The following is a 12440-nucleotide window of genomic DNA, read 5'->3' as shown; positions in this document are numbered from 1 at the left end:
GTTTGCGCAGTTGGCTCGTGCGGGGGCTGGCCCGTGGCCTGTTAAACTGCGCGCTACTCCCGCTTTGTAGTGCGCCCATGCCCATGAATCAGCAGCAGTCCATCATCGTTCCGCAGATTTCTACCTTCCCCGGCCATGAGGCCAAGGCCCGCTCGATCCTGCGTTGGCTGGTGCAGCGCAATATCGTTGCGGCGCAGCCGAGCACCTGTGCGCGTGGCGGCAATCGTATGGGTTATGCCATCGCCGAGGGCGCGCGCGCGGTGATGAATATCCCCGTCGGAGCCGAACTGAGCGACTATCTGCCGTTTGGTCAGGCCTGTAATGGCCTGGAGATCGTCACCAAGCGCTGCATCTTCACTCCTTATAAGGGCTTTCTGGAGGAAGCTGGCTGCCCCGAGTGCCGCCGGGAAATCGGCGAGGCGCTTTTCGACAGCCTGGAAGAGTGGATGCCCGGCCACACCGATAACTTCACCTGCCCTGAGTGCGGTCATGAGGATGATCTCAACGGGTTTATGTTCCTCCAGCCCTGCGCCTTCTCCAACCTGGGCTTTATTTTCAATAACTGGGTGGGCAGCCATTTCAAGGCCAGTTTTCTCGATGAGTTCGCCGAGCGGCTGGGACGGCTGGTAACGCTGGTGCAGGTGCGCTTGTAACGCGGGGCCCTGCCGACTGGCTGCGTACTGCGGGCTAAGGGAAACGGTTGCAGGGTAAATCGACGGTTTACATTGAGCAGTAAGGGCTGCGTGGGTATAATGGCGCGCTTCCATTTTCCCGCCCGGGAGCCCCCGCCATGCTGCGTATCAGTCAAGAAGCCCTAACCTTCGACGACGTCCTTCTTATTCCAGGTTATTCCGAAGTTCTGCCTAAAGACGTCAGCCTTAAAACTCGACTGACCCGCGGCATCGAGCTGAACATCCCGCTGCTTTCCGCGGCGATGGATACCGTGACCGAAGCCCGCCTGGCCATTGCCATGGCCCAGGAGGGCGGCATCGGCATCATCCACAAGAACATGACCATCGAGCAGCAGGCCACCGAAGTGCGCAAGGTCAAGAAGTTCGAGGCGGGTGTGGTCAAAGACCCGATCACCATCGAAGCCGACGCCACGGTGCGTGACCTGTTCGAGCTGACCCGGCAGAACAACATCTCCGGTGTGCCGGTGCTGTCCGATGGCGACCTGGTCGGCATCGTCACCTCCCGTGACGTCCGTTTCGAAAACCGCCTGGATGCCAAGGTGCGCGAAGTGATGACGCCGAAAGAGCGTCTGGTCACAGTGCGCGAAGGTGCCGATAAGAATGTAGTGCGCGACCTGTTGCACAAGCACCGCATCGAGAAAGTCCTGATCGTCGATGAAGCGTTCGCGCTGAAAGGCATGATGACCGTCAAGGACATCGAAAAGGCCAAGGCTTACCCCTTCGCCAGCAAGGATGATCAGGGTCGTCTGCGCGTCGGCGCGGCAGTCGGCACCGGTGCGGATACCGGTGATCGGGTCGCGGCGTTGGTTGCTGCTGGCGTGGATGTGGTGGTGGTCGACACCGCCCACGGTCACTCCAAGGGCGTGATCGAGCGCGTGCGCTGGGTCAAGCAGAACTTCCCGGACGTGCAGGTCATTGGTGGCAACATCGCCACTGGCGCCGCCGCCAAGGCTCTTGCCGAAGCCGGCGCGGATGCGGTGAAAGTCGGGATAGGTCCGGGCTCGATCTGCACCACGCGCATCGTCGCCGGGGTTGGCGTACCGCAAATTTCCGCGATCGCCAACGTTGCTGCCGCGCTGCAAGGCACTGGTGTGCCGCTGATCGCCGATGGCGGCATCCGCTTCTCCGGTGACCTGTCCAAGGCCGTGGTCGCCGGTGCGTCCTGTGTGATGATCGGCTCCATGCTGGCCGGTACCGAAGAGGCACCGGGCGAGGTCGAACTGTTCCAGGGCCGTTCCTACAAGGCTTACCGTGGCATGGGCTCGCTGGGCGCCATGGCGCAGGCGCAAGGCTCCTCCGACCGCTACTTCCAGGACTCCTCGGCCGGTGCCGAGAAGCTGGTGCCGGAAGGCATCGAAGGTCGCGTGCCGTACAAGGGCGCGATGAGTGCCATCGTCCACCAACTGATGGGCGGCCTGCGCGCCTCCATGGGTTACACCGGTTGCGCCACTATTGAAGCAATGCGCACGACTCCCGAGTTCGTCCGCATCACTGGCGCCGGCATGGCCGAGTCGCACGTCCATGACGTGCAAATTACTAAAGAATCACCGAACTACCGGGTGGGTTAATCCCCACCGCTGAAATTCGATCCGGGGCTGTGGCTGTTATTTGACAGGGCAGCCCCGCGTTGTTTGTGAATTCCGCTACGAGAGACGGCCATGGTCCACGATATCCACGCCCACCGCATCCTGATCCTCGATTTCGGTTCCCAGTACACCCAGCTGATCGCCCGTCGCGTGCGCGAAATCGGCGTGTATTGCGAGCTGCACCCGTTCGATATGAGCGATGACGACATCCGCGCCTTCGCTCCGCGCGGCATCATTCTCGCCGGCGGTCCTGAGTCGGTACACGAGGCGAACAGCCCGCGTGCCCCCAAGGCGGTGTTCGACCTCGGCGTACCGGTCTTCGGCATCTGCTACGGCATGCAGACCATGGCCGAGCAGCTGGGCGGCAAGGTCGAAGGTTCCCAGCTGCGTGAGTTCGGCTATGCCCGCGTCGATGTGGTCGGCAAGGCCCGCCTGCTGAATGGCATCGAAGATCATGTGGACGACGATGGCGTGTTCGGTCTCGACGTGTGGATGAGCCACGGCGACAAGGTCACAGTGCTGCCGGAAGGTTTCCATATCCTCGCCAGCACGCCGAGCTGCCCGATCGCCGCCATGGCCGACGATCACCGCGGTTATTACGGCGTGCAGTTCCACCCGGAAGTGACCCACACCAAGCAGGGCGGGCGCATTCTGTCGCGCTTCATCCTCGAGATCTGTGGCTGCGAAGCCCTGTGGACGGCGTCGAATATAGTCGATGACGCCATCGCCAGCGTGCGTGCCCAAGTCGGCAGCGCCAATGTGTTGCTCGGCCTGTCCGGCGGGGTGGATTCCTCGGTGGTGGCGGCCTTGTTGCACAAGGCGATTGGCGATCAGCTGACCTGCGTGTTCGTCGACAATGGCCTGCTGCGCCTGCACGAAGGCGAGCAGGTGATGGCCATGTTCGCCGAGAACATGGGCGTCAAGGTGATTCGCGCCAATGCCGAAGAGCAGTTCCTCGGCAACCTGGCCGGCGAAGCCGACCCGGAGAAGAAGCGCAAGATCATCGGCCGCACCTTTATCGATGTGTTCGATGCCGAGTCCTGCAAGCTGGACAACATCAAGTTCCTCGCCCAGGGCACCATCTACCCGGATGTGATCGAATCGGCCGGCGCCAAGAGCGGCAAGGCCCACGTGATCAAGTCGCACCACAACGTCGGTGGCCTGCCGGAGGAGATGAATCTCAAGCTGGTCGAGCCGCTGCGTGAGCTGTTCAAGGACGAAGTCCGTCGTCTCGGCCTCGAGCTCGGCCTGCCTTACGACATGGTCTACCGCCACCCGTTCCCGGGCCCGGGCCTGGGCGTGCGCATCCTCGGTGAAGTGAAGAAGGAATACGCCGACCTACTGCGGCGTGCCGACCACATCTTTATCGAAGAGCTGCGCAAGGCCGACTGGTACCACAAGGTCAGCCAGGCCTTCGTGGTGTTCCAGCCGGTCAAGTCGGTGGGTGTGGTCGGTGATGGCCGTCGCTATGCCTGGGTCGTGGCCCTGCGAGCGGTGGAAACCATCGACTTCATGACCGCCCGTTGGGCGCATCTGCCCTACGAGCTGCTGGAAACGGTGAGCGGTCGGATCATCAACGAAATCGAAGGTATCTCCCGCGTGACTTACGATGTGTCGAGCAAGCCGCCGGCCACCATCGAGTGGGAATGATGTAGCCAGTGAGGGCGGCCCAGGTCGCCCTTATCGTTGTCTGCGGCCGGGTGTAGCTTGTCCGCCCCGTGCGAGCCGCCCGTTAGAGGTTGGCGCTATTACCTGATGGGCCAGCGAAGTCCTTTTTCTTTGAGGTGCCTGAACCCATGTCTTTCTCGCGTCGACAGATCCTTGCTGGCTTGGCCGGGCTGGCCGTGGTCGGGCTCGGTGCCGGTGGTGCGCGCTATTGGTTGGGCCGCCTGCAGGATGGCCAAAGCCATGACTACGAACTGATCGCCGCGCCCATGGATCTCGAGCTGGTACCCGGTCATCTCACCCCGGCCTGGGCCTATGGCGGCCAGGCGCCGGGCGTGGAGTTGCGCGCCAAGCAGGGCGAGTGGTTGCGGGTGCGCTTTATCAACAAGCTCGATCACCCGACCACCATTCACTGGCACGGCATCCGTCTGCCGCTGGAAATGGATGGCGTGCCCTATGTCTCGCAACTGCCGGTGCTGCCGGGCGAGTACTTCGACTATCGGTTCAAGACCCCGGATGCCGGCAGCTACTGGTATCACCCGCATGTGTCCAGTAGCCAGCAGCTGGGTCGCGGCCTGGTCGGGCCGCTGATTGTCGAAGAGCGTGAGCCGAGCGGTTTCCTGCATGAACGCACCCTCAGCCTGAAGACCTGGCATATTGACGAGCAGGGCGCCTTCACCCCATTCAGCCTCCCGCGGGAGGCGGCGCGCGGTGGTACGGCGGGGAGTTTCTCCAGCGTCAGTGGCCAGCATCTGCCGACGCTGGATCTGCCGGCCGGCCAGGTCGTGCGCCTGCGCCTGCTCAATCTTGATAACACCTTGACCTATAGGCTCAACCTGCCGGACGCCGAGGCGCGGATCTATGCGCTCGACGGTAACCCGGTCGCGCCGCGCCCGCTGGGCAAGGAGTATTGGCTGGGGCCGGGAATGCGTATGGATCTGGCCTTGCGAGTGCCGGCTGCGGGGCAGGAGCTGTCGCTGCGTAATGGTCCGGTGCGTCTGGCGACGCTGCGCTCGCAGGCTTGCGCGGACGCGGCGGGCGATTGGCCGCCGGCGTTGCCGGCCAACCCGGTGTCCGAGCCGGATCTGGCCAATGCCGAAACCCTCCGCTTCAACTTCGAGTGGGTCGGGGCGGTCTCGGTGAATGCGGCCAATGGCGTGGCGTCGAGCTTCTGGCAGATCAATGGCAAGGCCTGGGACATCAACGACAAGAGCTGCGCCGATCGGCCGATCGCCAAGCTGGAGCTGGGTAAGAGCTACATCTTCGAGCTGCGCAACATGGCTCAGTACCAGCATCCGATCCATCTGCATGGCATGAGCTTCAAGGTGCTGAGTTCGGACCGCAAGAAGATCATTCCGTACTTCACCGACACCTATCTGCTCGGCAAAAACGAGCGTGCCCGGGTCGCCTTGGTGGCGGATAACCCGGGGGTGTGGATGTTCCACTGCCATGTGATCGACCATATGGAAACCGGCCTGATGGCCAGCATCGAGGTGAGCTCGTGAATAACTCTGCTGCACAACTCGATAGCTGCGTTGGGCTTGGCTGATGCGTCAGCCGCAGATCATCGACCGTAGCCAGGATCAGCACTTTATGCGCGAGGCCCTGGCGTTGGCTGCCGAGGGCGCGAGCCTGGGCGAGGTGCCGGTTGGCGCGCTGCTGGTGCAGGATGGTGAAATCATTGGGCGTGGCTTCAATTGCCCGATTTCCCGGCATGACCCCAGCGCCCATGCCGAGATGGTGGCGATCCGTGCTGCGGCGCAGAGCCTGGAGAATTACCGCCTGCTTGGCAGCACGCTGTATGTGACGCTGGAGCCGTGCAGCATGTGCGCCGGCTTGATCGTGCATGCCCGGATCAAGCGGGTGGTTTACGGCGCGACCGAGCCAAAGGCTGGCGTGGTGCAAAGCCGCGGCCAATTCTTCACCCAGGACTTCCTCAATCACCGGGTGTTGGTCGAGGGTGGGGTGCTGGCGCAGGAGTGCAGCACGATGTTGAGTGAGTTTTTTAAGGCGCGCCGCGGCTAGGCTGGCGTAGCGCGAAGTGACAAAACGGCAGGAAAGCCGTTTTGCACAGCTTTAGCTGCCCGTAGGGCGAGGTGCATGGATGCACCTCGTGAAGCCTAGCTCTGTCCTCGTTGGGTTTCGGCAAGCAACGCCGCTACCCGGCCTACAGCGCTGGAGTGGTTTCGTCGGGCTTGCGCTTGTCGATGCCTGGAACATGCAGGTTGCTTTCGGCCACTTGGCTGCCTTCCAGCTGTGGCTGAGTGACCCAGGTGAGAATGTCGTAGTAGCGGCGGATGTTCTGTACGAAGTGCACGGTCTCGCCGCCACGGGCATAGCCATAGCGGGTTTTGCGGTACCACTGCTTTTGCGCCAGGCGCGGCAGCATTTTCTTCACGTCCAGCCACTTGTTCGGATTCAGGCCTTCGGCCTCGGCCAGCTTGCGCGCGTCACCCAGATGGGCGATGCCGATGTTGTAGGCGGCGAGGGCAAACCAGGTGCGATCCGGCTCTTCCAGTTCGGGGGCCAAGTCCTGCTTGATCATGCTGAAGTACTTACTGCCGCCGCTGATGCTTTGTTTGGCATCCAGACGGTTGGCCACGCCCATCGCCTGGGCGGTGCGCTGGGTCAGCATCATCAGTCCGCGTACGCCGGTCTTGGAGGTGGCGTTGGGTTGCCAGAGCGATTCCTGGTAGCCGATCGCGGCGAGCAGGCGCCAGTCGACTTCATTGCTCTGGGCCGTCTGGCGGAAGTGCTGCTCATAGCGCGGCAGGCGTTGCTGCAGATGCTTGGCGAAGGTGTAGGCGCCGACATAGCCCAGTACGTCGACGTGGCCATAATAGCGATCCTTCAGGCGTTGCAAGGTGCCGTTCTGTTTGACCCGCTCGAGGAAGGCGTTGACCTCCGCCAGCAGGCTGTCGTCTGCGCCGGGCGCCACCGCCCAGCTCAGGCTGCTGGTGTCGCCGAGGTCGAAGGCCACGCGTACGTTGGGGAAGTACACCTGGTTCATCGCCAGTTCATTGGAGTCGACCAGGGTCAGGTCGATTTCGCCTTCATCGACCATGCGCAACAGGTCGACGATCTCTACCGCATCGGATTGCTCGTAATTCAGTTTGGGAAACTGCACCTTGAGCGCGGCCAGTTGCTCGGCGTGACTGCTGCCTTTGAGTACCAGGATGCGTTTGCCGAACAGGTCTTCCGGGCGGGTCGGGCGGCTCTGGCCGTTGCGGTAGATGACTTGTGGGGTCACTTCCAGATACGGCTGGGAAAAGCGCGCCTGGGTCCGGCGGCCGCTGCTGCTGACCAGGCCCGCGGCGGCTAAGACGGGGCCGTTCTCTTGGTTTAGCCCGGCAAACAGCTCGTCGAGGTTGTCGGCGGTTTCGATTTGCAACTCGACGCCGAGATCGTCGGCGAAGCGTTTGACCAGTTCGTACTCGAAACCGGTCTCGCCATTGCGATCCTGAAAATAGGTGGCGGGGCTGTTGCGGGTAACCATGCGCAGCACGCCATCCTTCTGGATGCGCTCTAGGGCCGAGGGCTGTGGCTCGCTACAGCCCCAGAGCAGCAGAAGGATTCCGGTCGCCAGCAGCCATTTCGGGCCGCGCCTGCGGAGCTTAGTTTGTGCAAACATCGGCGCAGTATACGCAAAGGATCGAGGTCGCCATATCTCGACAGCCGGGGTGCTTCTCTGTTAGCGCTGCAATGCCAGCAGAGTGCCCGTCGCGAGTGCCTTGGCGGGCGGTTTGCGCTAGAATGCACGGCCTCAAAGCATCCCCCTTCCCGAGGCTGTCCCGAAGATGTTGATCCTGCGCGGCGCTCCTGCCCTTTCTGCCTTCCGCCACGGCAAGTTACTCGAGCAACTGACCCAGAAGGTCCCCGCTGTAAGCGGTGTGTATGCCGAGTTTGCCCACTTTGCCGAGGTCACCGGCGTACTCATCGGTGAAGAAGAGAAAGTGCTCGCCCGCCTGCTCAAGTACGGCCCCAGCGTGCCGGTACAAGAGCCGAGCGGCCGACTGTTTTTGGTGCTGCCGCGTTTCGGCACCATCTCGCCCTGGTCGAGCAAGGCCAGCGACATCGCCCGTAACTGTGGTCTGGCGAAGATTCAGCGGCTTGAACGCGGGATCGCCTACTACGTCGCCGGTGAATTCAGCGAGGCTGAGGCCGAGCTGATCGCCGCCAGCCTGCATGACCGCATGACCCAGCTGGTGCTGGGTGATCTGGAGCAGGCGGCTGGCCTGTTCAGCCATGCCCAGCCCAAGCCGTTGACCCTGGTCGACGTGCTCGGCGGCGGCCGCGCGGCGCTGGAGCAAGCCAACGTCGAGCTGGGCCTGGCCCTGGCGGAAGACGAGATCGACTATCTGGTGACCAGCTTCACCGGCCTGGGGCGCAACCCCCACGACATCGAACTGATGATGTTTGCCCAGGCCAACTCCGAGCATTGCCGGCACAAGATCTTCAATGCCAGCTGGGATATCGACGGCGAGAATCAGGAAAAAAGCCTGTTCGGCATGATCAAGAACACCTTCCAGATGCACGGTGAAGGGGTCTTGTCGGCTTATAAGGACAACGCTGCGGTAATCGAAGGCTCGGTCGCCGGACGTTTCTTCCCGAATCCAGAGACTCGCCAGTACGGCGCGGTCGAGGAGCCGGTACATATTCTGATGAAGGTGGAAACCCACAACCACCCGACCGCCATCGCGCCGTTCCCCGGTGCCTCGACCGGCTCCGGTGGTGAGATTCGCGACGAGGGCGCCACCGGGCGCGGGGCCAAGCCGAAAGCCGGCCTGACCGGGTTCACCGTCTCCAACCTGCAGATTCCGGGTTTCGAACAGCCGTGGGAAACTCCGTACGGCAAGCCCGAGCGCATCGTCACGGCGCTGGACATCATGCTCGAAGGCCCGCTCGGCGGCGCGGCGTTCAACAACGAATTCGGTCGCCCGGCACTGACCGGCTACTTCCGTACCTTCGAACAGGCGATCACCACCCCGCGCGGCGAAGAAGTCCGTGGTTACCACAAGCCGATCATGCTGGCCGGCGGCATGGGCAACATCCGGGCCGAACACGTGCAGAAAGCCGAGATCACCGTGGGCTCCAAGCTGATCGTGCTCGGCGGCCCGGCGATGTTGATCGGCCTGGGTGGCGGTGCGGCCTCCTCGATGGCCACCGGCACCAGCTCGGCCGACCTGGATTTCGCCTCGGTACAGCGCGAGAACCCGGAGATGGAGCGCCGCTGCCAGGAGGTGATCGACCGTTGCTGGCAGCTCGGCGAGCACAACCCCATCAGCTTTATCCATGACGTCGGCGCCGGTGGTCTGTCCAACGCCTTCCCGGAGCTGGTCAACGATGCCGGCCGTGGCGGTCGCTTCGAGCTGCGTGCGGTGCCCAACGACGAGCCGGGCATGGCCCCGCTGGAAATCTGGTGCAACGAATCCCAGGAACGCTACGTGTTGGCGGTCGATGCGGCGGACTTCGAGCGCTTCAAGGCGATCTGCGAGCGCGAGCGTTGCCCGTTTGCCGTAGTCGGCGAGGCCCTCGCAGAGCCGCAGCTGACCGTGGCCGACAGCCATTTCGGCAACAACGCCGTGGACATGCCGCTCGAAGTGCTGCTCGGCAAGGCGCCGCGCATGCACCGTTCGGCGAGTCGCGAAGCCGAGCTGGGCGATGACTTCGATGCCGCGACCCTGGACCTCGACGTGGCCGTGGAGCGCGTGCTGCGCCACCCAGCGGTGGCCAGCAAGAGCTTCCTGATCACCATCGGCGACCGCACCATCACCGGCCTGGTCGCCCGCGATCAGATGGTCGGCCCCTGGCAGGTGCCGGTGGCCGACTGCGCCGTGACCGCCGCCAGCTTCGACGTGTATTGCGGCGAAGCCATGGCCATGGGCGAACGCACGCCGCTGGCGCTGCTGGATGCTCCGGCGTCTGGACGCATGGCGATAGGCGAGACGCTGACCAATATCGCGGCCGCGCGAATCGGCAAGATTTCCGACATCAAACTGTCCGCCAACTGGATGTCCGCCGCCGGTCACCCCGGTGAAGACGCGCGCCTGTATGACACCGTCAAAGCGGTCGGCATGCAGCTGTGCCCGGAGCTGGGCATCACCATCCCGGTCGGCAAGGACTCGATGTCGATGAAGACCCGTTGGACGGATGCCGGCACGGAGAAGAGCGTGACCTCGCCGTTGTCGCTGATCGTGTCCGGCTTCGCCCCGGTGCTCGACGTGCGCCAGACCCTGACCCCGCAACTGCGCATGGACAAGGGCGTGACGGATCTGATCCTGATCGACCTGGGCCGTGGGCAGAACCGCATGGGCGCTTCGATCCTCGCTCAGGTGCATGGTCAACTGGGCCGCCAGGCGCCGGACGTCGACGATGCCGAAGACCTCAAGGCCTTCTTCGCCGTGATCCAGGGCTTGAATGCCGATGGCCACCTGCTGTCCTACCATGACCGTTCCGACGGTGGCTTGCTGGTCAGCGTGCTGGAAATGGCCTTCGCCGGCCATTGCGGTCTGAACATCTATCTCGATGCGTTGGCTGACAACCGCGAAGCGCTGGCTGCCGTGTTGTTCAACGAAGAGCTCGGCGCGGTGATCCAGGTGCGTCAGGACTCGACCCCGGAAGTGCTGGCGCAATTCAGCGCGGCGGGTCTGGGTGATTGCGTTGCGGTGATCGGTCAGCCGGTGAATAACGCTGAGGTTGCTATCAGCTTCAACGGCCAGCCGGTATTCGCCGGTCAGCGTCGTCTGTTGCAGCGTCAGTGGGCCGAGACCAGCTACCAGATCCAGCGCCTGCGCGATAACGTCGAGTGTGCCGAGCAGGAGTTCGAGGGGCTGCTGGACGAAGACAATCCTGGCCTGAGCATCAAACTTGGCTTCGACGTTAACCAGGACATCGCGGCGCCCTTTATCAAGAAGAACCTCCGTCCACAGATTGCGGTCTTGCGTGAGCAAGGTGTTAACGGCCAGGTGGAAATGGCGGCGGCTTTCGACCGCGCCGGCTTCAACGCGATCGATGTGCATATGAGCGATATTCTCGCCGGGCGTGTCGATCTCGAAGCATTCAAGGGCCTGGTCGCCTGTGGGGGGTTCTCCTACGGTGACGTGCTCGGTGCCGGTGAAGGCTGGGCCAAGTCGATCCTGTTCAACAGCCGCGCCCGCGATGCGTTCAGCGCGTTTTTTGAGCGCAAGGACAGCTTCACCCTCGGGGTGTGCAACGGCTGCCAGATGCTCTCCAATCTGCACGAACTGATCCCGGGCAGCGAGTTCTGGCCGCACTTCGTGCGTAACCGTTCCGAGCAGTTCGAGGCGCGGGTGGCGATGGTGCAGGTGCAGGAGTCGGCCTCGATCTTCCTGCGCGATATGGCCGGTTCGCGGATGCCGATCGCCATCGCTCACGGCGAGGGGCATGCCGAGTTCGAAAGCGAGGAGGCCTTGCTCGAGGCCGATCTGTCCGGCTGCGTGTCCCTGCGCTTCATCGATAACCATGGCAAGGTTACCGAGACCTACCCGGCCAACCCGAACGGCTCGCCGCGCGGGATTACCGGCCTGACCAGTCGCGACGGCCGCGTCACCATCATGATGCCGCACCCGGAGCGGGTGTTCCGCGCCGCACAGAACTCCTGGCGCCCGGAAGAGTGGCAGGAAGATGGCGGCTGGCTGCGGATGTTCCGCAACGCTCGCGTCTGGGTTAACTAAGGGCAAGCGACGCCGGCAGGCGCAAGCCGCCGGTCTGTAGCGCCCGCCGTTCTCCCTATCCTTCCTGAGGTGCGCCTGGTTCAGCCGGGCGCGACCTTACGGCTCTGTACCCGCGGCCGCTCGCCGCAATGGCCTGACTGCTCTGCCGATTGCCCGCAGGGGGTGAGCCTGCCGAGCGTGCGTGAGCAGCATCTATGGCCCTGTCGCTGCGGCCACTCCAAGCGTCTGCCGTACTGCGATGGCAGTCACAACCCGCTGGCCCCTGGCTAAAAGGGTATTAGGTCGTGGCGGCTTATGGCTAAGCGCTCTATGCGTGGCTGAACGCTGCGGTTGTCGGTGAGTCTGATTGCAGACTTGTGAACTGCGCCGCTTGGTAGGATTAAGGCAAAGCAGCATTATTTGTCGGTTGCCGTTCACCCTGCCATTACCCTGCGGAGACCCTGATGTACAAACTGTGTTTTTATGTTCCGGAAACCCATCTGGACGTTGTTAAGAATGCTGTTTTTGCCGCTGGCGCGGGGCATATCGGCGCCTATGACAGTTGCTGTTGGCAGACCCTCGGGCAAGGGCAGTTCCGGCCGCTGGCGGGCAGTCAGCCGTTCCTCGGTCAGGCCGGTCTGGTCGAGCACGTGGCGGAGTGGAAAGTCGAGTTGGTGGTGGCTGACGAGCTGATCCACGGCGCGGTGAAGGCGTTGCGCATGGCGCATCCCTACGAGACGCCGGCATTCGAGGTGTGGCGCTTGTCGGACTTGGTTTTCTGAACTAGGTGCAGGCAAAAAAAAGGCGCTCGAGGGCGCCTTTTT

At 63.0% G+C, this 12440-nt stretch carries 9 protein-coding genes; 8 read left to right on the top strand and 1 reads right to left on the bottom strand.

Features of this window, described 5'->3' with window-relative positions:
* Window positions 1–83 precede the first annotated feature (83 nt).
* The 5 genes from FFS13_RS13040 (at window position 84) to tadA (ending at window position 5968) form a co-directional block, all read left to right on the top strand.
* Window positions 84–653: a sugar ABC transporter ATPase gene (locus tag FFS13_RS13040; RefSeq protein ID WP_137819583.1), complete on the top strand. Its 570-nt coding sequence runs from the start codon at window positions 84–86 to the stop codon at window positions 651–653.
* A 137-nt stretch (window positions 654–790) separates the two neighbouring features.
* On the top strand, window positions 791–2260 hold the full coding sequence (gene guaB / locus FFS13_RS13035; protein WP_137819521.1) for an IMP dehydrogenase: 1470 nt from the start codon (window positions 791–793) through the stop codon (window positions 2258–2260).
* Between the two features lie 90 nt (window positions 2261–2350).
* The gene (gene guaA, locus FFS13_RS13030; protein WP_137819520.1) at window positions 2351–3928 is read left to right on the top strand and encodes a glutamine-hydrolyzing GMP synthase; all 1578 of its coding nucleotides are present in this window, start codon (window positions 2351–2353) and stop codon (window positions 3926–3928) included.
* Between the two features lie 146 nt (window positions 3929–4074).
* Window positions 4075–5448 (top strand): multicopper oxidase family protein, encoded by a 1374-nt coding sequence (locus FFS13_RS13025; protein WP_137819519.1) that lies wholly within the window; start codon window positions 4075–4077, stop codon window positions 5446–5448.
* A gap of 43 nt (window positions 5449–5491) precedes the next feature.
* Window positions 5492–5968, top strand: coding sequence for a tRNA adenosine(34) deaminase TadA (gene tadA, locus FFS13_RS13020; RefSeq protein WP_137819518.1), 477 nt, complete (start codon window positions 5492–5494; stop codon window positions 5966–5968).
* A 142-nt stretch (window positions 5969–6110) separates the two neighbouring features.
* Here tadA and mltF read toward each other — a convergent pair whose 3' ends face one another.
* The gene (mltF, locus tag FFS13_RS13015; RefSeq protein WP_137819517.1) at window positions 6111–7574 is read right to left on the bottom strand and encodes a membrane-bound lytic murein transglycosylase MltF; all 1464 of its coding nucleotides are present in this window, start codon (window positions 7572–7574) and stop codon (window positions 6111–6113) included.
* A 166-nt stretch (window positions 7575–7740) separates the two neighbouring features.
* On the opposite strand from mltF, the gene purL reads away from it, so the two are divergent.
* The 3 genes from purL to FFS13_RS13000 all read left to right on the top strand — a co-directional run bounded on the left by purL (window position 7741) and on the right by FFS13_RS13000 (window position 12398).
* Window positions 7741–11637: a phosphoribosylformylglycinamidine synthase gene (gene purL / locus FFS13_RS13010; protein WP_137819516.1), complete on the top strand. Its 3897-nt coding sequence runs from the start codon at window positions 7741–7743 to the stop codon at window positions 11635–11637.
* 69 nt (window positions 11638–11706) lie between these two features.
* Window positions 11707–11907, top strand: coding sequence for a CDGSH iron-sulfur domain-containing protein (locus tag FFS13_RS20365; protein WP_371922957.1), 201 nt, complete (start codon window positions 11707–11709; stop codon window positions 11905–11907).
* Between the two features lie 173 nt (window positions 11908–12080).
* The gene (locus FFS13_RS13000) at window positions 12081–12398 is read left to right on the top strand and encodes a YqfO family protein (RefSeq protein WP_137819515.1); all 318 of its coding nucleotides are present in this window, start codon (window positions 12081–12083) and stop codon (window positions 12396–12398) included.
* Window positions 12399–12440 lie beyond the last annotated feature (42 nt).

The organism is Pseudomonas sp. 2FG, from assembly GCF_005502935.1.
Taxonomy (GTDB): Bacteria; Pseudomonadota; Gammaproteobacteria; order Pseudomonadales; family Pseudomonadaceae; genus Aquipseudomonas.
Note: the sequence above shows the minus strand (reverse complement) of the source record. Positions and strands in the feature narration are given on the sequence as shown.

Bases quoted from the DNA above. Each gene is read 5' to 3' on its own strand.
- FFS13_RS13040 (WP_137819583.1), top strand. From the start codon at position 84: ATGAATCAGCAGCAGTCCATCATCGTTCCGCAGATTTCTACCTTCCCC.
- guaB (WP_137819521.1), top strand. From the start codon at position 791: ATGCTGCGTATCAGTCAAGAAGCCCTAACCTTCGACGACGTCCTTCTT.
- guaA (WP_137819520.1), top strand. From the start codon at position 2,351: ATGGTCCACGATATCCACGCCCACCGCATCCTGATCCTCGATTTCGGT.
- FFS13_RS13025 (WP_137819519.1), top strand. From the start codon at position 4,075: ATGTCTTTCTCGCGTCGACAGATCCTTGCTGGCTTGGCCGGGCTGGCC.
- tadA (WP_137819518.1), top strand. From the start codon at position 5,492: ATGCGTCAGCCGCAGATCATCGACCGTAGCCAGGATCAGCACTTTATG.
- mltF (WP_137819517.1), bottom strand. From the start codon at position 7,574: ATGTTTGCACAAACTAAGCTCCGCAGGCGCGGCCCGAAATGGCTGCTG.
- purL (WP_137819516.1), top strand. From the start codon at position 7,741: ATGTTGATCCTGCGCGGCGCTCCTGCCCTTTCTGCCTTCCGCCACGGC.
- FFS13_RS13000 (WP_137819515.1), top strand. From the start codon at position 12,081: ATGTACAAACTGTGTTTTTATGTTCCGGAAACCCATCTGGACGTTGTT.